Annotated in this window: 21 protein-coding genes; 12 read left to right on the top strand and 9 right to left on the bottom strand. The window is 70.5% G+C overall.

What is annotated here, in order from left to right:
- Positions 1 to 56: 56 nt before the first annotated feature.
- From ACJJV7_RS12615 to ACJJV7_RS12640, 6 genes are all read left to right on the top strand, one after another.
- Positions 57 to 1,388 carry an enolase C-terminal domain-like protein gene (locus tag ACJJV7_RS12615; RefSeq protein WP_405374232.1) on the top strand — a complete coding sequence of 444 codons (1,332 nt, stop codon included), beginning with the start codon at positions 57 to 59 and terminating at the stop codon, positions 1,386 to 1,388.
- A gap of 41 nt (positions 1,389 to 1,429) precedes the next feature.
- Positions 1,430 to 3,133: a dipeptide ABC transporter ATP-binding protein gene (locus tag ACJJV7_RS12620; RefSeq protein ID WP_405374933.1), complete on the top strand. Its 1,704-nt coding sequence runs from the start codon at positions 1,430 to 1,432 to the stop codon at positions 3,131 to 3,133.
- Between the two features lie 220 nt (positions 3,134 to 3,353).
- The gene (dnaK, locus tag ACJJV7_RS12625) at positions 3,354 to 5,225 is read left to right on the top strand and encodes a molecular chaperone DnaK (RefSeq protein ID WP_405374230.1); all 1,872 of its coding nucleotides are present in this window, start codon (positions 3,354 to 3,356) and stop codon (positions 5,223 to 5,225) included.
- Positions 5,226 to 5,227: 2 nt separating this feature from the next.
- Positions 5,228 to 5,860 (top strand): nucleotide exchange factor GrpE, encoded by a 633-nt coding sequence (locus ACJJV7_RS12630; protein ID WP_405374228.1) that lies wholly within the window; start codon positions 5,228 to 5,230, stop codon positions 5,858 to 5,860.
- A gap of 15 nt (positions 5,861 to 5,875) precedes the next feature.
- Entirely contained in the window at positions 5,876 to 6,856 is a 981-nt protein-coding gene (locus ACJJV7_RS12635) for a DnaJ C-terminal domain-containing protein (RefSeq protein ID WP_405374226.1), read from the top strand.
- A gap of 10 nt (positions 6,857 to 6,866) precedes the next feature.
- Positions 6,867 to 7,304 (top strand): heat shock protein transcriptional repressor HspR, encoded by a 438-nt coding sequence (locus tag ACJJV7_RS12640; RefSeq protein ID WP_405374225.1) that lies wholly within the window; start codon positions 6,867 to 6,869, stop codon positions 7,302 to 7,304.
- Between the two features lie 39 nt (positions 7,305 to 7,343).
- Here ACJJV7_RS12640 and ACJJV7_RS12645 read toward each other — a convergent pair whose 3' ends face one another.
- Positions 7,344 to 7,931: a hypothetical protein gene (locus tag ACJJV7_RS12645; RefSeq protein WP_405374223.1), complete on the bottom strand. Its 588-nt coding sequence runs from the start codon at positions 7,929 to 7,931 to the stop codon at positions 7,344 to 7,346.
- Between the two features lie 82 nt (positions 7,932 to 8,013).
- Here ACJJV7_RS12645 and ACJJV7_RS12650 point away from each other — a divergent pair, with 82 nt between their 5' ends.
- The 3 genes from ACJJV7_RS12650 to ACJJV7_RS12660 all read left to right on the top strand — a co-directional run bounded on the left by ACJJV7_RS12650 (position 8,014) and on the right by ACJJV7_RS12660 (position 11,685).
- The gene (locus ACJJV7_RS12650; RefSeq protein ID WP_405374222.1) at positions 8,014 to 9,234 is read left to right on the top strand and encodes a hypothetical protein; all 1,221 of its coding nucleotides are present in this window, start codon (positions 8,014 to 8,016) and stop codon (positions 9,232 to 9,234) included.
- Between the two features lie 137 nt (positions 9,235 to 9,371).
- On the top strand, positions 9,372 to 10,592 hold the full coding sequence (locus ACJJV7_RS12655; protein ID WP_405374220.1) for a glycosyltransferase: 1,221 nt from the start codon (positions 9,372 to 9,374) through the stop codon (positions 10,590 to 10,592).
- A 1-nt stretch (position 10,593) separates the two neighbouring features.
- Complete coding sequence (locus tag ACJJV7_RS12660) at positions 10,594 to 11,685, top strand: glycosyltransferase (RefSeq protein ID WP_405374218.1); 1,092 nt, start codon at positions 10,594 to 10,596, stop codon at positions 11,683 to 11,685.
- Between the two features lie 16 nt (positions 11,686 to 11,701).
- On the opposite strand, the gene ACJJV7_RS12665 is transcribed toward ACJJV7_RS12660, so the two are convergent.
- On the bottom strand, positions 11,702 to 11,833 hold the full coding sequence (locus ACJJV7_RS12665) for a hypothetical protein (protein ID WP_405374216.1): 132 nt from the start codon (positions 11,831 to 11,833) through the stop codon (positions 11,702 to 11,704).
- Between the two features lie 83 nt (positions 11,834 to 11,916).
- Here ACJJV7_RS12665 and ACJJV7_RS12670 point away from each other — a divergent pair, with 83 nt between their 5' ends.
- Both ACJJV7_RS12670 and ACJJV7_RS12675 read left to right on the top strand, forming a co-directional pair.
- Entirely contained in the window at positions 11,917 to 12,885 is a 969-nt protein-coding gene (locus ACJJV7_RS12670; RefSeq protein ID WP_405374214.1) for a GlxA family transcriptional regulator, read from the top strand.
- A gap of 98 nt (positions 12,886 to 12,983) precedes the next feature.
- Positions 12,984 to 15,194 (top strand): ATP-dependent Clp protease ATP-binding subunit, encoded by a 2,211-nt coding sequence (locus ACJJV7_RS12675; protein ID WP_405374212.1) that lies wholly within the window; start codon positions 12,984 to 12,986, stop codon positions 15,192 to 15,194.
- An 87-nt stretch (positions 15,195 to 15,281) separates the two neighbouring features.
- Here the strand turns inward: ACJJV7_RS12675 and ACJJV7_RS12680 are convergent, their stop codons facing one another.
- Complete coding sequence (locus ACJJV7_RS12680; protein WP_405374211.1) at positions 15,282 to 16,607, bottom strand: DUF222 domain-containing protein; 1,326 nt, start codon at positions 16,605 to 16,607, stop codon at positions 15,282 to 15,284.
- A 164-nt stretch (positions 16,608 to 16,771) separates the two neighbouring features.
- Here ACJJV7_RS12680 and ACJJV7_RS12685 point away from each other — a divergent pair, with 164 nt between their 5' ends.
- A complete protein-coding gene (locus tag ACJJV7_RS12685) occupies positions 16,772 to 17,605 on the top strand; it encodes a UbiA family prenyltransferase (RefSeq protein WP_405374209.1) in 834 nt (277 codons plus the stop codon).
- Here the strand turns inward: ACJJV7_RS12685 and ACJJV7_RS12690 are convergent.
- The 6 genes from ACJJV7_RS12690 to ACJJV7_RS12715 all read right to left on the bottom strand — a co-directional run bounded on the left by ACJJV7_RS12690 (position 17,602) and on the right by ACJJV7_RS12715 (position 23,313).
- A complete protein-coding gene (locus ACJJV7_RS12690) occupies positions 17,602 to 18,750 on the bottom strand; it encodes an FAD-dependent oxidoreductase (protein WP_405374208.1) in 1,149 nt (382 codons plus the stop codon). The two genes, ACJJV7_RS12685 and ACJJV7_RS12690, sit on opposite strands and share 4 nt — an antisense overlap.
- Complete coding sequence (locus ACJJV7_RS12695; RefSeq protein ID WP_405374207.1) at positions 18,743 to 19,435, bottom strand: methyltransferase domain-containing protein; 693 nt, start codon at positions 19,433 to 19,435, stop codon at positions 18,743 to 18,745. Before ACJJV7_RS12695 ends, ACJJV7_RS12690 begins: the two co-directional genes overlap by 8 nt.
- The gene (locus ACJJV7_RS12700; RefSeq protein ID WP_405374206.1) at positions 19,432 to 20,577 is read right to left on the bottom strand and encodes a type III polyketide synthase; all 1,146 of its coding nucleotides are present in this window, start codon (positions 20,575 to 20,577) and stop codon (positions 19,432 to 19,434) included. Before ACJJV7_RS12700 ends, ACJJV7_RS12695 begins: the two co-directional genes overlap by 4 nt.
- Before the next feature lie 76 nt (positions 20,578 to 20,653).
- On the bottom strand, positions 20,654 to 21,220 hold the full coding sequence (locus ACJJV7_RS12705; protein WP_405374204.1) for a nitroreductase family protein: 567 nt from the start codon (positions 21,218 to 21,220) through the stop codon (positions 20,654 to 20,656).
- Positions 21,221 to 21,340: 120 nt separating this feature from the next.
- Entirely contained in the window at positions 21,341 to 22,432 is a 1,092-nt protein-coding gene (locus ACJJV7_RS12710) for an ABC transporter permease (protein ID WP_405374203.1), read from the bottom strand.
- The gene (locus tag ACJJV7_RS12715; RefSeq protein WP_405374201.1) at positions 22,429 to 23,313 is read right to left on the bottom strand and encodes an ABC transporter ATP-binding protein; all 885 of its coding nucleotides are present in this window, start codon (positions 23,311 to 23,313) and stop codon (positions 22,429 to 22,431) included. Before ACJJV7_RS12715 ends, ACJJV7_RS12710 begins: the two co-directional genes overlap by 4 nt.
- Positions 23,314 to 23,351 lie beyond the last annotated feature (38 nt).

Below are 23,351 nucleotides of genomic sequence, written 5' to 3' on the forward strand. Positions count from 1 at the left end.
GGCACTGGTCCCCTGTGCCTATCGTGAGGTCATTCGACGTCGAAGGCGAGGATCGGATGAGCACACCCATCGTGGTCTCCTATGACGTGATCCCGGTTGCGGGTCACGACAGCATGCTGCTGAACCTCAGCGGTGCACACGGCCCGTTCTTCACGCGCAATCTGGTGCGGCTGACCGACGTCGACGGCCGCGTCGGCATCGGCGAGGTGCCGGGCGGCGAGCCCATCCGCACCGCGCTCGAGGCATCCGGATCTCTGGTCATCGGCACGGCGGTCGCCGCCTACCGCGAGACGCTCCGCACGGTCGGCGACGCGCTCGCCCATCTCGACGTCGGCGGCCGGGGCGACCAGACCTTCGACCAGCGCATCGCCGTGCACGTCGTGACCGCGTGGGAGAGCGCGCTGCTCGACCTCCTCGGTCAGCAGCTCGAGCTGCCCGTCAGCGCGCTGCTCGGCGACGGGCGCCAGCGCGACGAGGTCGACGTGCTCGGCTACCTCTTCTTCATCGGCGACTCGGCCGCGACGGATCTGCCCTACCTCGCCGGCGGCGGAGCGCCCGGCTCCTGGGAGGACGCTTGCCGGCGCCCGGCGCTCGACGCCGAGGGCGTCGTCACGCTCGCCCGTGCGGCGCAGGAGAAGTACGGGTTCCGCGATTTCAAGCTCAAGGGCGGCGTCCTGCGACCCGGCACCGAGGCCGACATCGTCATGGCCCTCGCCGAGTCGTTCCCGGGCGCCCGCGTGACGCTCGACCCGAACGGCAGCTGGCCGCTCGAGGAGGCGATCCGGATCGGGCGACGCCTGAACGGCATCCTCGCGTACGCCGAAGACCCCGTCGGGCCGGAGGGGCGCTTCTCGGGGCGCGAGACGATGGCGGAGTTCCGCCGCGCCACGGGCCTGCGGACCGCGACCAACATGATCGCGACGGACTGGCGCGAGATGGCCCACGCCGTCCGGACGCAGGCCGTCGACATCCCGCTCGCCGACCCGCACTTCTGGACCATGGCCGGATCGGTGCGCGTCGCTCAGCTGTGCGATGACTTCGGGCTGCAGTGGGGTTCGCACTCGAACAACCACTTCGACGTCAGCCTGGCGATGTTCACGCATGTCGCCGCGGCCGCGCCCGGCACGCCGACCGCCGTCGACACCCACTGGATCTGGCAGGACGGTCAGGAGCTCACGGTCGATCCGCCCGTCATCCGCGGCGGCACGATCACCGTGCCCACCGCCCCGGGCCTCGGCGTCGTGCTCGACCCCGAGCGGGTCGCCGCCGCCCACGAGCTCTACCTACGGGAGGGGCTGGGCGGCCGTGACGACGCGACCGCGATGCGCTACCTCGTTCCGGGGTGGGAGTTCCACCCCCGCCGCCCTGCTCTGGAGCGCACCGCATGAGCTCCGCCCCGCCCCCGCCCTCCGAGGAGACTCCCGTGTCGATGACGACGTCCGACCTTCCCGCAGCGGATGCCGCGCCCGGCTCGCCGCGCAGCACGCTGCTCGCCGTGCGCGACCTGACCGTCGCCTACCGCATGGGCGACCGCGAGGTCGAGGCCGTCCACGGCATCGACTTCGAGATCGGCGCGGGCGAGGTCGTCGCCGTCGTCGGAGAGTCGGGCTCCGGCAAGAGCACGATCGCCCACGCGATCATCAACCTGCTGCCGCCGAACGCGCGGGTGACCTCGGGGTCGATCCACCTCGAGGGGGAGCAGCTCTCGGGGCGGCCCGAGAAGCACTGGCGGAGCGTGCGCGGGCGCCGCATCGGGCTCGTCCCCCAGGACCCGTCGCTCTCGCTCAACCCGGTGCGCCGCGTCGGCCCGCAGGTCGCCGAGCCGCTCCGCATCCACCGGCTGGCGACGCGCGCAGAGGCGAGTGCCCGCGCGATCGAACTGCTCGAGATGGCCGGCATCACGCACCCTCACGAGCGCGCCCGGCAGTACCCGTACCAGTTCTCGGGCGGCATGCGACAGCGTGCGCTCATCGCGACCGCGCTCGCTGCGCGGCCCCAGCTGGTCATCGCCGACGAGCCCACGAGCGCGCTCGACGTCACCGTCCAGAAGCAGGTGCTCGACCACCTCGACCACCTCGCCGACGAGTTCGGCACCTCGATCCTCCTCATCACGCACGACCTCGGAGTGGCGGCCGACCGGGCCGACCGCATCATCGTCATGAAAGACGGCTCGATCGTCGACGCCGGCCCCACCGCGCAGGTGATCTCGTCGCCGACAGCCGAGTACACCCGCCAGCTGATCGCGGCGTCGCCCGATCTCGGCAGCCATGCCCGCCGCTCGGTTGCGACCGCGAAGCGCGGGCTGCGCGACGACGACCGCATCGTCACCGTCTCGAACCTCGTGAAGGCCTTCCCGCTCCCGCCGTCCGGGCGTCGCGGAGGCGAGAAGGAGGTCATCGCGGTCGACGACGTGTCTCTCCACATCCGGCGCGGCGAGACGCTCGCCGTCGTGGGGGAGTCGGGGAGCGGCAAGAGCACCCTGGCCCGCGTCGTGCTGCGGCTCGAGGAGCCGACCTCGGGAACCGTCGAGTTCGACGGTGAGGACATCACGAACCTCGGCGCAAGCGCGCTCCGGCAGCTGCGGCGACGCTTCCAGCTCGTCTACCAGAGCCCGTACGACTCGCTGAACCCGCGGTTGACCGTGGCTCAGCTCATCGGCGAGCCGCTCCGCTCGCTGGGTGAGGGCGACGCGGCATCCCACCTCATGAAGGTCCGTCAGCTCGTGGAGCAGACGGCGCTGCCGCAGGCGATCCTCGCGCGCTACCCCGACGAGCTCTCCGGCGGTCAGCGCCAGCGCGTCGCGATCGCGCGTGCCCTCGCGCTCGACCCCGAGTTCCTCGTGCTCGACGAGGCGGTCTCGGCGCTCGACGTGTCGGTGCAGGCGCAGATCCTCGACCTGCTCGCCCAGCTGCAGCACGAGCGCGGGCTCAGCTACCTGTTCATCACCCACGATCTCGGCGTCGTCGCCGAGATCGCTGACCGCGTCGCCGTGATGCGCCAGGGACGCGTGGTCGAGATGGGCACCGCGGAGCGGATCCTCACCGCGCCCACCGATCCCTACACGCAGGCCCTGATCGCGGCCATCCCGGGGCAAGGGCATCACGTCCGGCGCCGGGGGGCCACGCCCGCCTGACGCCCGACTCCCGCACCCGAAACGCGCCGTCCCCAGACGGCGCGTTTCGGCGTTCGCGGACGGGTTCGGGATCGGCATCCTGCAAAGTTGATATGTATCGGCTCAAGTTGGTTTGACTCTCCGAGAGCGCCGGAGTAGCCTTGAGCCATCGCGACTCAGGTTCACGTCGGGGCTGCGAGAAGACTTTTCATCGACGTAGATCCATACGAAGGAGACACACATGGCACGTGCAGTGGGAATCGACCTCGGAACGACCAACTCGGTCGTCAGTGTCCTCGAAGGCGGCGAGCCGAAGGTCATCGCCAACGCCGAGGGCTTCCGCACCACCCCCTCGGTGGTCGCATTCACGAAGGACGGCGAGGTGCTCGTCGGCGAGACCGCCAAGCGCCAGGCCGTCACCAACGTCGACCGCACGCTGACCTCGGTCAAGCGTCACATGGGCACCGACTGGAAGACCCAGGCGATCGACGGCAAGAACTACACGCCGCAGGAGATCTCGGCCCGCATCCTCCAGAAGCTCAAGCGCGACGCCGAGCAGTACCTGGGCGACACGGTGACGGATGCCGTCATCACGGTGCCCGCGTACTTCAACGACGCGGAGCGCCAGGCCACCAAGGAGGCCGGTGAGATCTCGGGACTCAACGTTCTGCGCATCATCAACGAGCCCACCGCCGCGGCGCTCGCCTACGGCCTCGACAAGGGCAAGGAGGACGAGCTCATCCTCGTCTTCGACCTCGGTGGCGGAACGTTCGACGTCTCGCTGCTCGAAGTGGGCAAGGACGACGACTTCTCCACGATCCAGGTGCGCTCGACCTCCGGTGACAACCGTCTCGGCGGTGACGACTGGGACCAGCGCGTCGTCGACTACCTGATCAAGCAGTTCAAGGACACGACCGGTGTCGACGTCTCGGGCGACAAGATCGCGCTGCAGCGTCTGAAGGAAGCGGCCGAGCAGGCCAAGAAGGAGCTGTCGGGCTCGACCTCGACCTCCATCAACCTGCCGTACCTGTCGCTGACCGACTCCGGCCCCGTGTCGCTGTCCGAGACGCTCTCGCGGGCGAAGTTCGAGGACCTCACCAAGGACCTCCTCGACCGCACCAAGAAGCCGTTCGACGACGTCATCCGCGAAGCGGGCATCAAGGTCGGCGACATCGACCACGTCGTGCTCGTCGGTGGATCGACCCGCATGCCCCAGGTCACCGAGCTCGTCAAGAAGCTCACCGGCGGCCAGGAGCCGAACAAGAGCGTGAACCCCGATGAGGTCGTCGCCGTGGGCGCCGCCCTTCAGGCCGGTGTCCTCAAGGGTGAGCGCAAGGACGTGCTGCTCATCGACGTGACCCCCCTCAGCCTCGGCATCGAGACCAAGGGCGGCATCATGACGAAGCTCATCGAGCGCAACACGGCCATCCCGACCAAGCGCAGCGAGACCTTCACGACCGCCGACGACAACCAGCCGTCGGTCGCGATCCAGGTCTTCCAGGGTGAGCGCGACTTCACGCGCGACAACAAGCCGCTCGGCACCTTCGAGCTCACCGGAATCGCCCCGGCTCCCCGTGGCATCCCGCAGATCGAGGTCACCTTCGACATCGACGCCAACGGCATCGTGCACGTGTCCGCGAAGGACAAGGGCACCGGCAAGGAGCAGTCGATGACGATCACCGGCGGCTCGTCGCTGCCGAAGGACGACATCGAGCGCATGGTGCGCGAGGCCGAGGAGCACGCGGCCGAGGACAAGAAGCGTCGCGAGGCCGCGGAGATCCGCAACCAGGCCGAGACGCTCTCGTACTCGATCGAGAAGCTCATCTCCGAGAACGCCGACAAGCTGCCCGAGGATGTGAAGACCGAGGTCCAGGCCGACGTCGACGCCCTCAAGACGGCGCTCGCCGGTGACAACGACGACGCGGTGAAGGATGCGTTCGACAAGCTCAACGCGTCGCAGTCGAAGATCGGCGAAGCCATCTACAACTCCGGCCAGGCGGATGCCGCTCAGGCGCCGACCGACGCCCCCGAAGGTGAGCAGCCCGCCCAGGGTGCCTCCGACGAGGACGTCGTCGACGCCGAGGTCGTGGACGACGAGGACGAGAAGAAGTAATCATGGCCGACAAGGACTTCGAACAGCCCGATGACGGCGACGAGGTCCTCGGCGAGGAGGGGCCGGAGGCGAACGCTTCCGGCCCCGCCCCGCAGGGGGCCCAGGCCGCATCGGATGACACCGCTGCAGAGTCGACCGACACGCAGCCCGACGAGTTGACCGTCGACGACATCCTCGGGGCGGCACAGTCCGATGAGGCTGCCGTCGCGGATGCCGAAGGCGATCAGGACCTGCTGCTCGACCTCAAGCGCCTGCAGGCGGAGTACGCCAACTATCGGCGTCGCACCGAAGAGCAGCGCGAGGTCGAGATCGCCCGGGCCAAGGGCTCGGTCGCCAAGGGCCTGCTCCCGGTGCTCGACGACCTCGACCGCGCCGAGAAGCACGGCGACCTCGGTGAGGGCACGGCTCTCACCGCGATCGCCGAGAAGCTCCGCGTCGTCGTCGCCCGCCTGGGCGTCGAGCGCTACGGCGAGGCCGGCGAGGTCTTCGACCCGCAGCAGCACGAGGCGATCTTCCAGGCGCCGACGCCCGGCGCGACCGAGTCGACGATCCTCGAGGTCGTCGAAACCGGCTACCGCCTCGGCGACATCGAGCTTCGCCCGGCGAAGGTCGTGGTCGCGGTTCCGGCCGAGTAAGGGAGAGGAGGCGCAATGGCCAGTCAGGACTGGTTCGACAAGGATTTCTACAAGGTCCTCGGAGTATCCAAGGACGTCACGGATGCCGATCTGAAGAAGACGTACCGCAAGCTGGCGCGCACCTACCACCCCGACTCGAACGCGGGCGATCCCGCCGCCGAGGCGAAGTTCAAAGAGGTCAGCGAGGCGTACTCGGTGCTCAGCGACAAAGAGCAGCGCGCCGAGTACGACCAGCTCCGCGCCATGGGCACGGGTGCTCGCTTCCAGCCGGGAGCGAGCGGCGGCGGGTTCGAGGATGTCTTCAGCAGGTTCTCGACCCCGAACAGCGGTGCCCAGTCGGCCGACTTCGACGACCTGTTCGCGATGTTCGGCCAGCAGGGCGGCGGCTTCGGCTCGGGCCGGTTCGGCCAGCCGAGCGGCGGATTCCGCGGCTTCGGAGGTCCGCAGCGCGGCTCTGACGTCACGGCGCGGACCACGCTCGATTTCACGACCGCGGTCAAGGGCGACACCATCACGCTCAAGGGCGAAGACGGCAAGCCGATCAAGGTCAAGGTCCCCGCAGGGGTCTCGGACGGTCAGAAGATCCGGCTCCGAGGCCGCGGCCGTCCGTCTCCGGACGGCGGCGAGACCGGTGACATCGTGCTCTCGGTCACGGTCCGCCCGCATCCGGTGTTCACGCGGGACGGGCTGAACCTGCGGGTCACCGTGCCGATCACGTTCACGGAGGCAACTCTGGGCGCGACGATCGAGGTGCCGACCCTCGGCGGCGACACGGTGAAGCTCCGGGTCGCCCCGGGAACGCCGTCGGGCCGGGTGCTCCGCGTCAAGGGGCGCGGGGTGCAGAACGCGAAGGGCACCGGCGATCTGCTCGCCGAGGTCCAGGTCGCGGTTCCGACCCATCTCGACGAGCGGGCGCGGGAAGCCCTGCAGCAGTTCGCCGACCTCGAGCCCAAGGAGAACCCGCGCGCCGACCTGATGGCCAAGGCGAGGGAATGAGGTGAGACCCATGTCCGACGAGACCCTCGATGAAGACGCGCCGATCCTCGCGATCGCGATGGCCGCCGAGCTCGCGGGCATGCACCCTCAGACTCTCCGTCAGTACGACCGGCTGGGGCTGGTGGTTCCGGCGCGCACCCGTGGCGGGTCGCGCCGGTACTCCCTCCGCCACGTCGGGCAGCTGCGGGAAGTCGCCCAGATGTCGGCCGACGGGGTCAGCCTTCCGGCCATCTCGCGCATCATCGCCCTCGAGAACGAGGTGCGGGTGCTGCGCCGCGAGGTCACCGAGCTCGATCACCGGCTGCGCGCCGAGGTGGCCCAGCGCCGTGGGGCCCGCGTGTTCGCGGCCGGAGCGACCGGGTCGGTCGTCACACTGCGACAGGGAACCCGGGTGCGCCGCGCGACGGATGTCGTCCTCTGGCGCCCGCAGCTTCCGCTCGACGACTGAGAACCCCGGCGCCTGAACCAGCGGGAACCTTCGGGAGGCTCAGGCCGGGTCGATCCGCAGGGTCTGCGATTCGCCGCCCAGGGTGACGTCGCCCGCGAGGCGCAGGGTGCGCGCGAGGCGGTCGACCTCGCCGATGACGGTGCCGAAGCGCTCGCGGTCGGAGATCACGGCGGTGACGGTCACGAGGTGCGAACTGGTGTCCCAGGTGTACGTCGCGAACGGCGTCTGGCGGGCATCGGCGGGCATCGACATCTCGAGCTTCTCGCCGACGCCGAGGGGCGAGCCCGTGAAGGACTGGGTGTCGTCGTACTCGATCGGCATCGACGCGCGCGCAACGCGGAGCTGTGGGGTGAGCTCCTGGCACTGCGCCATGACGACCATCAGCTCGGGGTCGTCCTTCCACACCCACACGAGCACGCGGCCGTCGGCGCGACGCATGAGCGCGGGGATGGCCTGACTCATCGCCCACGCGGCGACGCGGCTGCCGGGAGCCTCCCGGCCGAGGGCGGCGCCGGCCTGGCTGAGCAGCATCCCGATGGCCTTCTTGCGGGCCCGTCGACCGCGGAATCCGAACGATCCACCGATCGGAACCCACCGCGCCGGATCAGCGTCTGACAAAAGCCTCATGATCTCCAGCGTAGGTTGCTATCATCCGCCTATGCGGCAACCCCCAGTAATCCGCAGCGCGTCAGCCATTCTTTTGGCGGCAGTGCTCGTCCTGTCCACCCCCACCCTCAGCGCCGTCGCGGCCCCGTCTTCCAGTGGTGTCGAGACGGCAGCCGCGGCTGCTCGTCCTGCCCGTGTCGGGCTCGTCAGCTTCACCGGCGCCTCCCTCACGGCGTCCGGCGCCACCCTCACGATGACGTGGCCCGCGGTCCCCAAAGCCCAAGGCTATGAAGTCCATGCGTCGACCAGCTACGCGAAGGCCGTTCCCGACGGCAGCCCCAACGCGTCGGTCACCGGCACGCGCGCGACCATCTCGGGCCTCAAGCCCGGCACCGACCACTACGTCGCGGTGCGCGCGTGGTGGAAAGATGCCAAGGGCAAGGTCGTCTACGGTCCGTCCGCCGGACGCGTCGGCCACAGCACGATCTCCGCGCAGGCGACCCTCCCGGCATCCGCGTCGAAGTTCTCCGTCGTGACGTGGAACATCTGCTCGAACGCGTGCAGCGGTTTCGGCACGCGCGCCGGCGTCATCAACCGCCGGATCGCCGAGATGAAGCCCGGCATAGTGATGATGCAGGAGGCGTCGAAGTACAAGAAGGCCCCCGCGGGCTACCGCTTCGGCTACGACGGACAGGCCGACATCCTCTACCGGGCCGGCGAGTTCAGCAAGGTCGCCGCCGCCAAGGGAAAGCCGACCTCCGGCCTCAGCCGCTTCGCTTCGAAGGCCGCGACCTCGGGCAAGGGCGTCGCCTGGGCTGCGTTGAAGAACCGGTCCGGCGAGTACGTGGTCGCCTTCAACGCGCACCTCGTCGTGGGTGGCAGTGCGAAGGCCGTCGCGCAGCGCGAGTACGAGGCCAGCCGCCTCGGGCCGTACGTGAACAACGTGCTGGCCAAGCTCGCGAAGAGCCACGGGTCGCTCACCGACTGGAAGAAGGCGCGCGTCGTCATCAGCGGCGACTTCAACACGCACAAGTCCCGGACGAGCGAGAAGTCGATGAAGATCCTCGAGAAGGCGGGCTGGTACGACGCCTACGACGAGTCGCGCAAGCTCACGCGTCAGCACTACAACAGCGCGAACCCGACCCGGGGCACGAAGCCCGTCATCGGCGTCACGTGGGGCGACCACGTCGACAAGGTGCTCGTGCGCCCGTCGCGGTCGGTCGTCTACGGCTGGGCGAACATCGGCAAGATGGCGAAGGGCCGGTTCGTCGCGCCGCTCGGCTCGGACCACCACCCGGTGCAGGTCGTTCTGTCGGTGCGCTGACAGAACGACCCGCCCGGGGGCGGCTGTTCTCAGGCTGGGCAGGGGCCCGCCGGTAGACTCGCTCACCGGCGCACCTGCGAACCCGTCTCGCATCGCGACGCACCCACAGCGCCACCGACGCACAGATTGGCCCACCCGTGACCGTGACGCCCCCTGACGAGCCCGTGCGCGAGCCCGTCGCCGAGCGCCGACCCCTCACCGTGATCATCGCGGCGGACACCTTCTCGCCCGACGTGAACGGCGGAGCGCGCTTCACCGAGCGTCTCGCGGCCGGCCTCGCCGAGCGCGGGCACAAGGTGCACGTCGTGACGCCCAGCGTCGGCCACCGCAACCACGGCGTGTTCACCGAGGTCATCGAGGGTCAGCCGCTGACCATGCACCGCCTCCCCGGCTGGCGCTGGCACCCGCACGACTGGCTCCGGTTCGCGCTGCCGTGGATGGCGAAGCACTATTCGCGGCGCATCCTCGACACGGTCGACGCCGACGTCGTGCACAGCCAGTCGCACATCGTGATCGGGCGAGGTCTCACCCGCATCGCTCACCAGCGCGGCATCCCGGTCGTGGCGACGAACCACATCATGCCCGAGAACATCCTCGACTTCACGCTGCTGCCGCAGCGGCTCTACAACATCTTCCTCAAGCTGGCATGGGCAGATGCGGCGCGCACGTTCGCCATGTCGCGCGCGGTCACGACGCCGACCCGCAACGCCGCCGAGTTCCTCGAGAAGACGATCGACATCTCGGGGGTCGTGCCGATCAGCTGCGGCATCCGCAAGTCGAACTACACGCCCGACCTGACGCCGCGCGCGCAGCGTCGCCGGGTGCTCTTCGTCGGCCGGCTCACGACGGAGAAGCACGTCGAGGTCACCCTCGAGGCCATCGCGAAGCTCGTGCCCGAAATCGACGTCGTGTTCGACATCGTCGGCGGCGGAGATCAGCGCAAGAACCTCGAGCTCACCACGCAGCGCCTCGGTCTGCAGGACCGGGTCACCTTCCTCGGCCGGGTGTCCGAGGAGGAGCTGCGCGTTACGTACACGCGCGCCGACGTGTTCGCGATCGCCTCGATCGCCGAGCTGCAGTCGATCGCGACGATGGAAGCGATGGCGTCGGGTCTTCCGGTCGTCGCGGCCAACGCCGTGGCCCTGCCGCACCTCGTGCACGACGGCGAGAACGGCTACCTGTTCGAGCCGGGCGACGCCGACGACCTCGCCGCGAAGCTCCGCACCGTGCTGACCGCGTCGCCCGAGGAGTACTCGCGCATGCAGCAGGCCTCGCTCGCCGGCATCGAGATCCACGACATCGATCGCACCCTCGACACCTTCGAGAAGCTCTACCGCGGCGAGCCGCTCACCAGCTGACATGCGGCTGTTCTTCGACGCGCGGTACATCCGGACCGACTTCCACGACGGCATCAGCCGGTACTCGGCCGAACTCGCCGCTGCGGTCGCGGACGCCGCACCCGCGGGCGACGTCGAGGTGACGTTCCTGATCCACGACCCCGCCCAGCGCGATCTGCTGCCGGCGGATGCCGTGACGCTGATGCTGCACGCGCCGACGTCGGTGCGCGAGCCGTTCACCGCCCGGATCCTGAACCGCCACCGCCCCGATGTCGTCTTCTCGCCGATGCAGACGATCGGATCGGCGGGCCGCCGGTTCGGATTGATCCTCACGCTCCACGACACGATCTACTACCGGCACCGCACGCCGCCGCGCGCGCTGCCCTGGCCGGTGCGGGTGGGCTGGCGGATCTTCCACCTGTCGTACTGGCCGCAGCGGTTCACGCTCAACGCGGCCGACCTCGTGGCGACCGTCAGCGAGACGAGCGCACGCCAGTTCGCGCGGGTGCGGCTGACCAGGCGTCCGGTCGTGGTCGTCCCGAACGCGCCGCAGCGACTGGCGGAGCTCCTGCCCGCAGGGGCGCAGGTCGAGGGCGAGCCGGTGCGGAACCTCGTCTACATGGGGTCGTTCATGCCGTACAAGAACGTCGAGACGCTGGTCGCGGCGATGCGCCGGCTGCCCGATCACACCCTTCACCTGCTCTCGCGGATCACCCCCGAACGGCGGGCTCAGCTCGGCGCCGGGGGCGGCAACATCGTCTTCCACGACGGGGTGACGGATGCCGAGTACGCGGCGCTCCTCGCCGATCACGCCGCCCTGGTGACGATGAGCCTCGACGAGGGCTACGGTCTGCCCGTCGCCGAAGCGCTCGCACTGGGGGTGCCGGCGGTCATCACCGACATGGAGATCTTCCGCGAGGTGGCGGGCGGCGGTGCGCTGTACGTCGACCCGCTCGACCCTGCGGCGGTCGCGACGGCCGTGCGTTCGCTCGACGACCCGGGTGTGCGGAACGCCCTCGTTGCGGCGGGGACTGCGCACATCGCGACGTTCGACTGGGGGCGCTCCGCCGGCATCCTGCTCGCGGCCGCCCGCGACCTCGCGCGCAGCCGGTGAGCTGCCCGGGGCGCTCTCACGCGGTTCGGCACGGCGCGTCGCACGTCCTCGCCGGGCGGTAGCCGTCGCGCCGGACGACGACGACGGTGCCGGCCACGGCAGCGATGGTGACGGCGGACAGGAGCAGGAAAAGCAGGAGAGTGATCATGGCAGAAACGCTATGCTTGCGTTGATCCTGCCACGAGTGGCAGTCACGCCACCGTCCGCAGGAATCCTGCCAAGGAGATCGCCATGCTCACGACCGTCGCCTGCATCGTCCAGCCGGGGTTCGCGCCCTTCGAGTTCGGTCTTGCGTGCGAGGCGTTCGGGCTCGATCGGAGCGACGACGGCATCCGCAACTTCGACTTCCGGATCGTCACTCCCGATCCCGGGGTCGTTCCGAGCAATCTCGGGTTCTCGATCAATGTCGACGACGACCTGTCATTCGCCGAGACCGCCGACCTCGTCGTGGTCACCCCGATCCCGCGCGAGGCCTGGGGTGACGTCGACCCGCGGGTGCAGGATGTGGTCCGCGGGGCGGTCGCGCGCGACGCCTGGCTGCTCACCGTGTGCAGCGGAGCCTTCGTCGTCGCCGCGGCGGGAGTGCTCGGCGGGCGACGCGCCACGACCCACTGGCGCTACGCAGAGACGCTGTCGGAGATGTACCCCGACATCGACGTCGACCCGTCGGTCCTCTACGTGCAGGACGGCCGGATCATCACGAGCGCCGGCACGGCGGCCGGCCTCGACGCGTGCCTCCACCTGCTCCGCCTCGAGCTCGGCGCCGAGGCCGCCAACATCATCGCCCGCCGCATGGTCGTGCCGCCCCAGCGTGACGGAGGCCAGGCGCAGTTCATCGTGGCGCCGCTGCCGGTGACCACCTCGCTCTCGCTCACGCCGGTCGCCGACTGGATGCTCGAGAACCTCCGGCTCGATCTGCCGATCGAGCAGCTCGCCGCCCGCGCGCACATGTCGCCGCGCACGTTCGCCCGGCGGTTCAAGGCCGATTACGGCACGACTCCCGCGGCCTGGCTGGGGCGGCAGCGCATCATCCACGCGCAGCGACTGCTCGAGCAGACCTCGCTCGGTCTCGATGCGATCGCGCACGAGTGCGGGTTCGGATCGGCGGCGGTGCTTCGCCAGAACTTCGCGCGCACCCTGGGAACGACGCCCACGGCCTACCGCTCGCGGTTCGCCTGCGTCGACGAGGTCGCCTCGTAGCGGCATCCTCTGATCGGAATCGCCGCACCGCCCGGTGTCGCCGAATGGTAAACTTGAGCCAGCAGGACTCAAGTTTTAGCGAGATGTCAGGAGACGCGATGAACGCACAACCCGCACCCGGGCAGGAGGAGCAGGCCAGCGCCCTCGAGCAGTTCGGGATCAACCTCACCGACCGTGCCCGGCAGGGTCGGCTCGATCCCGTCATCGGCCGCGACAGCGAGATCCGTCGCGTGAGTCAGGTGCTCACCCGACGCACCAAGAACAACCCCGTGCTCATCGGTGCGCCGGGCGTCGGCAAGACGGCGGTCGTCGAAGGGCTCGCGCAGCGCATCGTCGCCGGAGACGTCGCCGAGTCGCTGAAGGACAAGGAGCTCATCGCCCTCGACATCTCGGCCCTCGTCGCAGGCGCGATGTACCGCGGCCAGTTCGAGGAGCGGCTCAAGAGCGTGCTGAAGGAGATCACCGAGTCGGAGGGGCGTGTCATCACGTTCATCGACGAGCTTCACACGCTCATGGGCGCGGGCGGCGGCGAAGGCTCCGTCGCCGCGTCGAACATGCTCAAGCCCATGCTGGCGCGCGGCGAGCTGCGGCTCATCGGCGCCACCACGCTCGACGAGTACCGAGAGTTCATCGAGAAGGATGCCGCGCTCGAGCGCCGCTTCCAGCAGGTCTACGTCGGCGAGCCGAGCGTCGAGGACACCGTCGCGATCCTCCGCGGGCTGAAGGAGCGGTACGAGGCCCACCACAAGGTCGCGATCTCCGACGGCGCGCTCATCGCCGCCGCCGCCCTGTCGCATCGCTACATCCCGGCGCGCCAGCTGCCCGACAAGGCCATCGACCTCATCGACGAGGCCGCATCGCGGCTGCGCATGGAGATCGACTCCGCGCCCCTCGAGATCGATGAGCTGCGCCGGCACGTCGACCGGCTGCGCCTCGAGGAGCTCGCCCTCAAGAAGGAGAAGGACGACGCCTCGAAGGAGCGCCTCGCTACCCTTCGCGACCAGCTCGAGACCGCCCAGCAGAACCTCGAGGAGCTGCAGAAGCGATGGGAGCGCGAACGCGCCTCGCTGAACGCGGTCGGCGACTACAAGACCCGCCTCGACGCCCTCCGCGTCGAGGCCGAACGTGCCCAGCGTGAGGGCGACCTCGAGCGCGCGTCGCGGCTGCTGTACGCCGAGATCCCCGCCCTCGAGCGCAAGCTCGTCGAGGCCGAGAGTGCCGAGAAAGCCGCGACCGGTGACACTGAGCGCATGGTCGGCGATCGGGTGACCGAAGAGGACATCGCCGATGTCATCGCGGCGTGGACCGGCATCCCGGTCGGAAAGCTCCTGCAGAGCGAGACCTCGCGCCTCGTGCACCTCGAGTCCGAGCTGGGCAAGCGGCTCATCGGGCAGAAGCCCGCGGTGAAGACGGTGGCGGATGCCGTGCGCCGCTCGCGAGCCGGGATCAGCGACCCGAACCGTCCGACCGGATCGTTCCTGTTCCTCGGGCCGACCGGTGTCGGCAAGACCGAGCTCGCGAAGGCGCTCGCCGAGTTCCTCTTCGACGACGAGCGGGCGATGGTGCGCATCGACATGAGCGAGTACGGCGAGAAGCACGCCGTCGCACGCCTCGTGGGCGCCCCTCCCGGCTACGTCGGCTACGAGCAGGGCGGCCAGCTGACCGAGGCGGTGCGGCGACGCCCGTACTCGGTGGTGCTGCTCGACGAGGTCGAGAAGGCCCACCCCGAAGTGTTCGACATCCTGCTGCAGGTGTTCGACGACGGCCGGCTGACCGACGGCCAGGGGCGGACCGTCGACTTCACCAACGCGATCCTGATCATGACGAGCAACATCGGCTCGCCCGTGCTGATCGATCCGACCCTGTCGCCCGAGTCGAAGCGCGATCAGGTGATGGCGCTCGTGCGCCAGGCCTTCCGTCCCGAGTTCCTCAACCGACTCGACGACATCGTCGTGTTCGACCCGCTCAGCGAGTCGGACCTCGCCCAGATCGTCGAGCTCGCGGTCTATGCGCTGCAGCGCCGCCTGAAGGATCGGCGGCTGACCCTCGCGGTCACGCCCGACGCGCGCGCATGGCTCGCCGAGCGCGGATACGACCCGCTCTTCGGGGCGCGCCCGCTCCGCCGGCTGATCCAGTCGCAGATCCAGGACCGTCTCGCGATGGCGCTCCTGTCGGGTGGCGTGCGCGACGGTGACATCGTGCGGGTCGACGTGGCTCTCGACGGTTCGGAGCTCGCGCTCACGAGCGCCGGCGCCACCCCGCCAGACCCCACCGGCGACGACGTCGTCGAGGGCGAGTTGCTCGACTGACCGGCTGCTCCGCGGGGCGGACCCGCGAAGCAGCCGCCGGCAGCGTGATCACGGGTCATGCGAGGCCGGCGGGAAGTCGACGGGGCGTCAGAACGGGGCGGTGTCTCGCGGCGGGGGCGTTGCGGCAAGCGTGAAGGCGACGGCTGGGGTGGGGGCGTCTTCGCGGTAGGTCTTGCCGAGGGGTGAGGTCCATTCGAGGACGCCACCCGGGTGTTGTCGGACCCCCCAGGCGGTGAACTGTTTCATGGAGTGGTGTCGTTGGCAGAGGTGGGCCAGGTTCTTCAGTTCGGTGGTGCCGCCGAGGGCGTGATCGTGGGTGTGGTCGATTTCGCAGCGGATGGCGGCGACGCGGCATCCGGGGAATCGGCAGTGCTGGTCGCGGGCTTGCAGGAACCGGCGCATGCCGGAGGGGACGCGGTAGGAGTCGGTGAGGGTGGTGACTCCGGTGGTCGGGTCGTGGAACAGGCGTTCCCAGATGTGGGTTGCGCCGGCGAGGGCGCGTGCTGATGTGGCGTCGATCGGCCCGCGACCGGTGAGGTCGCACGGCCCGTCGTCGTTGCCGGTGAGCGCCGGGGCGGGAATGAGTACTTGCACGCGTGCTCGGATCGCGCCGAGCGGGCCGGCGCTCGTGTCGTGGGTGTCATCGAGCGCCGGCGTGCCCGCGAGAAGCAGGTCGGCGAACACGTCGGCACGCACCTGATCGGTGGTGCGCCGGTCGGTCGCAATGACCTCCGCATCGTCACCCGATGCGCGCTCGTCACGGGTGCCGATGATCGCCCGCGCCTGCTGCGTCAACCGGTCATGGATGCCTTCGGCGATGACGGTCGGCAGCGTGGCGACGAGATCCGACATCCCCTCCCGCCCCGGCATCAGTCGCACGCATCTCGACGCGGCGGCCTCCTCATGCCGTTCTGCGAACGATCGGGGATGCATCCGGTGCGCAAGGATCTCGAGCTCGCCGCGGACCCGGTTGGGGGTGTCACGCTCGCAACGCTCGATCGCGACCGCTTCGAACTCCGACCACATCTCCGGGGGCAGCGTCGTGCCGGCATCGACGATGGCCCGCACGTGCTCCCGCGCGATGCGCCCCGACTCCCATGCCGCGGCAGCCGCAGGAAATCCTTCGACGATCGTGCGGGCTTCTCCGATGCGCCGCTGTGCGGTGCGGTCGGTCGTCCGCATGACCCCGCTCACTTCGGCCGCGATCGATCGGAGGGCCATGTCGTGCAGCCGCACATTCGCCTTCGCCGCGGTGGCTTGTTCCTCCGCCAAGCGACCGGCTGCCGCGAGGATCCGGAGCTCCCGAACCTGAGCGCGTGCGATCTCGGCCGCGACGTCTCCGACACCCGCGACGATGCCCGCCAGAGTGGCGAGATACTCGCCACTGCCAGGGGTTTCGATCGCTTCGCGCATACCTGCACTCTCTCACCTACCTCCGACATTCAGAGCCCGAAAACCGGGCACGCGCAGAGCGTGGGCACCTCAGAAGATGAGAATCGTCTCACCCATGTCGTACCGAGCCGGTGCGGGGGTCCGCGACTCCGCGAACGCGTCGCTGCGACGTGAAAAGATCGAGCATGCGAACCGCTCGGGCCCTGTGGGGTGCCACCCATCCCGGTCCGGCGGTCGTGGTCACCGTACTCGCTCTCGCGCTCGGACTCGCGGGAGGGCTGGAGCCCGGGCGCATCGCCGTGCTCGTCGCCGCCGTCTTCGCGGGACAGCTGTCGGTCGGACTCTCGAACGATGCGCTCGACCTCTTCCGGGATGCCGCCGTCGGCCGTGCCGACAAGCCGCTCGTCCGCGGCGAGGTGTCGCGCCGCACGGCCTGGGTGGTCGCCTTCTCCTCGGTCGTCGTGGCCCTCGTCCTCTCGGCGGTGCTCGGAGGCGGGATGCTGCTCGCGCACGCGATCGCGCTGGCGTCGGCCTGGTCGTACAACGTGCTGCTCAAGGCGACGCCGCTGTCGATCGTCCCCTTCCTCGTGAGCTTCGGCATCTTCCCGTCGCTCGCCTCGCTGTCGGCGGCTGAACCCGTGCTCGCGGCGCCGTGGGCGAGCGTCGCCGGCGCCGCGCTCGGCGCGGCCGTGCACCTCACGAACGTCCTGCCCGACCTCGAAGACGACCGGCGCACCGGCATCCGGGGTCTTCCGCACCGACTCGGGCCCCACATCTCGGTGCTGATCGCCGTGCTCGGCATCGACGCGGCGGCCGTCGCGGTGCTCGTCGGCAGCGGCACCCCCGGACCGCTCGCCTGGGTGTTCTTCGTCGCGGTGCTCGGTCTCGGCGCCGGCGTGCTCGTCCGCATGCGCATGGGCGGCCCCGACCGGGTCGGATTCCGCCTGGTCATGACGGCTGCGCTGGTCCTGGCCGCTCAGCTGGTCGTCGCGTCGGCCGGTCTGACCTCGCCCGCTTAGGCGCTTCCGCGCTGCGCGGCGGCGTCGAAGCCCATCGCGTACGCGTGGGGGACGAGCGACCCCGTCGCTGCGAGGAGCGCGCCGAGCGACCCGGTCACGGCGCGATACGCCGCGGGCGGGAGGGGGCGCCCCAGCCGCATGTTGACGGCCGCCATCCGGCCGGCGGTGCGCGCTGACCGCAGTCGGTTCTGCTCCCACCGGTCGAGGCCGGTCTCGGGCGGCCACCCCGAGTGCACCCACTCCGTGAGGAGTGGGGCGAGGGTCACGGCGTCGAGGAGCCCGAGGTTGAGGCCCTGTCCGCCGATGGGGCTGATCTCGTGCGCCGCGTCGCCGATCACGAAGAGGCGATCGCGTCGCATCGCCGGGGCGAGCACACGCCGCACCGCGAAGTCGGACGCTCCGGTGATCGCGTCGGCCGCGTCGCCCTCGCCCCGCTCCCGGAGCGCCGTGCGCAACCGGCCGAGCTTCGCGTCGTCGTCGTCGCCGGCGTCGTCGCCGGGTGCGTCCCAGGCGACGAATCGACGCGCACCGTTCGGCAGGGGGAACGACTCGAGCACACCGTGGGGCGAGAGGTGGACGACCGCCACCTCGGCGTCGGCGCGCGGCGGCAGGGCCGCATCGGTCATGAGGTAGCGGTCGGGGTAGGCGGTGCGGCGGAGAGCCCCGGGCCGGAACACCAGGTCACGTGCGCCGACCCCGCCGGCGACGACCACGAGGGGAGCGGTGAGGTCGCGACCCGTGAGCCCGACCCGCAGGGTGTCGCCCTCGGGGGTGATGTCGCGCACGCGTTCTCCGCGCAGCGGCGCGGGTGCGCCGACCGCGAGAGCGGCCTGCGTCGAGGCCTGGGGCAGCGTCGCGACATACGGATGCCGGGTGTCGAGGCGGTCGAAGCGCACCGTGCCGAGCAGTCGACCGGCGCTGCGGGCCTCGCCGCGCCGGACGCGGACGGCGCCGGCGAGGATGCGCTCGGTCGTGCCGCCGGCTTCGAGGGCGCGGAGGGTCGGCGCGTGCAGCCCGATCGCGCGGGAGCCCTGCCCGGCTGCGGCGCGGCGTTCGACGATGGTCGTGTCGACGCCCTGCCGCGTCAGTTCCGCCGCGAGCAGGGTGCCGACGGGGCCGGCGCCGACGACGATGACGTCAGGCACGACCGGCTCCCACGGCGAGCAGGCGGAACGGCGCCGGGGTGAGGACACGCCACGGCGCTCCGAGCGCTGCCGTCAGCTCCGGCGCCCGGTAGCTGCGCTGGATCGAGCGGAGGCCGTCGGTGCGGAGGAACGTGCCGCGCTGCAGGGGAGTGATGCCGACGGCGTAAAGACCGTACGCGAGAGGCCCGCGCGCGATGTCGGCGTGCAGGACGGCGCCCGTCGAGAGGGCCAGCGTGTCGTCGGCGAAGCCCGTCAGCTCGTCGTCGCCCAGGTGATGGAGGACGTGATTCGAGAGGACCATGTCGAACGTGGCACCGGTCGCCCGGAGCTGCGCGGCATCCATGCTCTCGAATCGCACGTTCGGGCGCGCCCGCTCCCGCGCCACGGCGAGGGCCCGAGCGTCGGGGTCGATGCCCGTCCAGTCGACCGTCAGTCCATCCCGGCTCGCGAGGTCGGCGAGGCGGGCCACGACGTCGCCGCCGCCGCTGCCGACGTCGAGCACGCGGGCCGGGCGGCCGAGGCCGCGGAGAGCGGGGGCCATGTGTCGTCGCCACACGGTGCCCCACGCGCCGACGGCGCGGTTGACCAGGTCGAACCTGCGCAGGGTGGCGGCGAGCCGATCGGGGTCGCAGCCCGGGTCGTCCATGAGCTCCTGCAGGTCGCGGGCGCGCTCGGCGAGCATCATGCGGCGTCGCTTCGGCCGTACGACAGCAGCGCGGCCTCGAGCGTGAGCCCGGGGCCGAACGCCAGCGTGGCGAGTGCGTCACCGTCGGCGAGACGGTCGCCGGTGAGCAGGGCTTCGAGGATGAACAGGATCGTGGCGCTCGACATGTTGCCGTAGTCGCGGAGCACCGCGCGCGATGCGTCGAGCGCGTCGCCGGTGAGGCCGAGACCCGACTCGACCCGGTCGAGCACGCTGCGTCCACCGGGGTGCACCGCCCAGGCGTCGACGGCGTCGTCGCCGAGGAACCCGGTCACGGCTTCCTGGATCTCGCGCCCGATGATGCGCGGCACCTCTCCGGTGAGGACCATGTCGAAGCCGCTGTCCCCCACGGTCCACGCCATCTCCTGCTCGCCTTCGCTCATCAGCGCCGTGCCGAACCGGTCGAGGTCGAACCACGCGGCGCCCCGGCGGCCCGGGTCCGCGCTCACGATCGCGGCCGCGGCACCGTCGGCGAACAGCGACGCCGCCACGATGTCGTCGGTGTTGGCGGGGCGGCGGACGTGCAGCGAGCACAGCTCCGCGCAGACGACGAGCACGACGGCGTGCGGGTCGGAGTCGGTGATGCGGGCCGCGGTGCGAAGGCCGGGCACTGCCGCCGCGCAGCCCATGAACCCGAGGTGGGAGCGTTCGACGGTGCGGGCGAGACCCAGGTCGCGGACGAGCCGGTAGTCGGGCCCGGGGGCGAACAGGCCGGTGCACGACACCGTGACCACGTGCGTCACGTCGGCCGGATCGAGGGATGCCGCCGCGAGCGCCGCTCGGGCCGCTTCGGCGAACAGCGGGGGAGCGAGCCGGATGTAGGCGTCGTTGCGCGCCTGGGTCGTCGGGACCAGGAGCTCTCCGTCGGCCGAGACGACCGGCATCCGCTCTTCGCCGCTCGCGTCGCTCGGGCCCGCCCCGGCGCTGTCGCCGTCGGCCGCTGCCGCGAGATCGTCGAGCACGGTGTGGCGGGTCTCGATCGCGGACGCGTCGAAAGCGGCGCCGATCAGGCGGCGCGAAAGGCGGTCGACTCCGGGCTGGCCGGTGAACAGGTCTCGCACCGCGTTCTGGTGCAGGCGCGCCGGGGGCACGGCGGTGCCGATCGACAGGATGCGCGAGGTCATGCCTCACCGTAACCGGCGCTGCGCAGGGTCGGGCGCACCCTGTCGTCTCGTCGGCCCGTCGTCTATGGTGCGGGCGTCAGTCGTCGACGAGGACGGACTCCGCGACGGGGCGCCGCGTGCGGGGCGTCGCCTCGCGCTCGCGCATCTGCTCCGAGACGGCGTCGGGGTCGCCGTACGACCCGATGGCGATGACGGTCACGGGCCGGATGTCGGCCGGGAGCGAGAATGCCGCCGCGAGCCGGTCGACATCGAACCCGCCCAGCTGGTGGGTGAGGAGGCCGGCGGCATGCGCCTGGATCGTGAGGTGCGCGGCGGCCTGGCCGGCGTCGTAGACCGACCACCGGAGCGGCTTTCCGTCGCTCTCGGTGACGGCTGAGACCACGACGAGCGCTGCCGCGTCGGGCGCCCAGCTCTTGTTGAATCCGGCGAGCGTGTCGACGATCTTCGCGTGGGATGCCGACCCGCGGCGGGCCACGATGAAGCGCCACGGCTGCGTGTTCGAGGCCGAGGGAGACCAGCGCGCCGCTTCGAGCGCGGACGCGAGGGCGTCTTCGTCGATGGGTGTCGCCGGATCGAACACGCGTGTGCTCCAGCGCTCGGCGAGGACGTCGATGATCGGGGTGTCGGTCGTGGCAGCAGGCATCCTTCCATCCAACCCCACCGCGGTGGTGCCCGGCTCCGGTGCGTTCATGGTGCGACTCCGGCCGGAACGACGAAACGCCCCGCCCTCCGAGTCGGAGAGGCGGGGCATTCCCGAGGTCGATCAGCTCCGCAGTGCCTCGCGCAGCTTGACGCGGGCACCCATCCGCAGGAGCGAGTTCTCGTAGATCTTCGCGCCGACGAGGATCGCGCCGACGCACGCGAGCAGCATGACCACGAGCGAGAGCAGCGGCTCCCACCAGAGGGCCTCGCCGGTGAAGATGCGGACCGGCATTCCGACCGGAGCCGAGAACGGCACGTACGACATGATGCCGAGGACGAGCGGGTTGTCGTTGAAGAAGATGACGAGGAAGTACGGCGCCATCACGAGGTAGGTCAGCGGCGTGATCGTCGCGCCGATGTCCTCCTGGCGGGAGACCATCGCCCCGGCGGCGGCGAACAGCGCCGCCAGGAGCACGAAGCCGAAGAGGAAGAAGACGGCAAACCAGGCGATGGGGCCGCCGAGGCCGGCGAGGACGACGTCTTGCCCGCTCACGGTCAGGCCGATCGTCGCGATCGCCGCGATGCCCACGATCTGGCCCATCGCGAGGAGGGTGTTGCCGAGGACCTTGCCCGCCAGGAGGGCGCGGGTGGGGATGGCCGAGATGAGCAGCTCGACGACGCGGGTCTGCTTCTCTTCGACGACGCTCGTGGAGATCGTCGACCCGAAGGTGAGGGCGGCGGCGAAGAAGATCGCGCCGAAGCCGATCGCCACGATGTAGCGCAGGCCGCCGTTGACGGCGTCGGTGGTGAGCAGCTCGACCTCGGGCGAGATGCTGAGCTGCTGGATGATGCTCGACGAGACCGACTCGTCGCCGACGAGGGTGTACCCGAACGGCTCGGCGCCGCCGGGCACGAGGGCGGCGTCGACGTCGCCGGCGGCGACCAGGTCGCGGGCCTCGTCGGGCGTGGCCGCCTCGGTGAGCTCGAACCCGTCGTTCCCTTCGACCGCCGAGGAGGTCTCGGGCGTCACCGCGAGGGGCGTGCGGCTCTCGCTCTGCGAGGCGAACCCCGCCCACAGCACGCCGGCGAGGACGAGCGCGAAGAGGATCGCGGTCGAGATGATGAACGACTTGCTGCGCAGCTTCGAGCCGAGCTCGCGCTCGGTGACGAGCCAGACGCTCTGTGCGAACGAGGGGGATGTCGTGGTGTTCACTGGATGACCTCCGTGAAGATCTGGGCGAGGGTGGGGCGCCGGGGCGCGAAGCTGGCGACGTCGCCGGCGGCGACGGCGCGCTGCAGCACGCGCTGCGCGGCCTCATCGGACTCGGCATCGAACAGGGCGTAGCCGCCGTCGAAGTCGACGACCTCGATGCCGGGCTCGTCGCGCAGCCAGCCGGCGTCGGACGCGGCGACGAGTTCGAAGCGGCGGTTGGCGTGCGCGTCACGCAGCGCCTCGCGGGTGCCGGCGGCGCGGATCGTGCCACCGGCGATGATGACGAGGTCGTCGCAGAGGCGCTCGACGACGTCGAGCTGGTGAGACGAGAAGAGCACCGACGTGCCCTGCGCGGCGCGCGTCTGCAGAACGCGGGCGACGACGTCGACGGCGAGCGGGTCGAGTCCCGAGAACGGCTCGTCGAGGATGAGCACCTGCGGGTCGTGCACGAGCGCCGCGGCGATCTGAGCACGCTGCTGGTTGCCGAGCGAGAGCGTTTCGACGTTGTCGGTGAGGCGCTCGCCGAGCCCGAGCTCTTCGAGCAGGGCGGTCGCGCGGGTCGTGGCATCCGTCTTCGAGAAGCCGTGCAACCGGGCGAGGTAGACGATGTGCTCGAGGACCTTCATCTTCGGGTACAGGCCGCGCTCCTCGGGCATGTACCCGAACCGGCGACGGTCGGCCGATGTGACCGGCGCGCCGTCGAGGGTGACCTCGCCGGCGTCGCGGGCGAGGACTCCGAGGACGATCCGCATCGTCGTCGTCTTGCCCGCGCCGTTGCCGCCGACGAAGCCCGTCAGGCGGCCGGGTGCGACGTCGAACCCGACGTCGTCGAGCACGCGGCGCGTGCCGTAGCTCTTCGTGATCCCGCGAAGATGCAGCATCCGTTCCTCCTCGTTGTGCGGTCGCGCTGTGTGCGGCG

Origin of the sequence: Microbacterium sp. Ld4 (assembly GCF_045066555.1) — a bacterium.
Lineage (GTDB): Bacteria > Actinomycetota > Actinomycetes > Actinomycetales > Microbacteriaceae > Microbacterium.

What these genes read in the sequence shown, in the direction of transcription:
- ACJJV7_RS12640 (WP_405374225.1), top strand. Translation starts at nt 6,867, where the DNA reads ATGTCCGACGAGACCCTCGATGAAGACGCGCCGATCCTCGCGATCGCG.
- ACJJV7_RS12680 (WP_405374211.1), bottom strand. Translation starts at nt 16,607, where the DNA reads ATGCGCGAAGCGATCGAAACCCCTGGCAGTGGCGAGTATCTCGCCACT.
- ACJJV7_RS12660 (WP_405374218.1), top strand. Translation starts at nt 10,594, where the DNA reads ATGCGGCTGTTCTTCGACGCGCGGTACATCCGGACCGACTTCCACGAC.
- ACJJV7_RS12635 (WP_405374226.1), top strand. Translation starts at nt 5,876, where the DNA reads ATGGCCAGTCAGGACTGGTTCGACAAGGATTTCTACAAGGTCCTCGGA.
- ACJJV7_RS12670 (WP_405374214.1), top strand. Translation starts at nt 11,917, where the DNA reads ATGCTCACGACCGTCGCCTGCATCGTCCAGCCGGGGTTCGCGCCCTTC.
- ACJJV7_RS12715 (WP_405374201.1), bottom strand. Translation starts at nt 23,313, where the DNA reads ATGCTGCATCTTCGCGGGATCACGAAGAGCTACGGCACGCGCCGCGTG.
- ACJJV7_RS12645 (WP_405374223.1), bottom strand. Translation starts at nt 7,931, where the DNA reads ATGAGGCTTTTGTCAGACGCTGATCCGGCGCGGTGGGTTCCGATCGGT.
- ACJJV7_RS12705 (WP_405374204.1), bottom strand. Translation starts at nt 21,220, where the DNA reads ATGCCTGCTGCCACGACCGACACCCCGATCATCGACGTCCTCGCCGAG.
- ACJJV7_RS12675 (WP_405374212.1), top strand. Translation starts at nt 12,984, where the DNA reads ATGAACGCACAACCCGCACCCGGGCAGGAGGAGCAGGCCAGCGCCCTC.
- ACJJV7_RS12630 (WP_405374228.1), top strand. Translation starts at nt 5,228, where the DNA reads ATGGCCGACAAGGACTTCGAACAGCCCGATGACGGCGACGAGGTCCTC.
- ACJJV7_RS12700 (WP_405374206.1), bottom strand. Translation starts at nt 20,577, where the DNA reads ATGACCTCGCGCATCCTGTCGATCGGCACCGCCGTGCCCCCGGCGCGC.
- ACJJV7_RS12685 (WP_405374209.1), top strand. Translation starts at nt 16,772, where the DNA reads ATGCGAACCGCTCGGGCCCTGTGGGGTGCCACCCATCCCGGTCCGGCG.
- ACJJV7_RS12695 (WP_405374207.1), bottom strand. Translation starts at nt 19,435, where the DNA reads ATGATGCTCGCCGAGCGCGCCCGCGACCTGCAGGAGCTCATGGACGAC.
- ACJJV7_RS12615 (WP_405374232.1), top strand. Translation starts at nt 57, where the DNA reads ATGAGCACACCCATCGTGGTCTCCTATGACGTGATCCCGGTTGCGGGT.
- ACJJV7_RS12620 (WP_405374933.1), top strand. Translation starts at nt 1,430, where the DNA reads ATGACGACGTCCGACCTTCCCGCAGCGGATGCCGCGCCCGGCTCGCCG.
- ACJJV7_RS12665 (WP_405374216.1), bottom strand. Translation starts at nt 11,833, where the DNA reads ATGATCACTCTCCTGCTTTTCCTGCTCCTGTCCGCCGTCACCATCGCT.
- dnaK (WP_405374230.1), top strand. Translation starts at nt 3,354, where the DNA reads ATGGCACGTGCAGTGGGAATCGACCTCGGAACGACCAACTCGGTCGTC.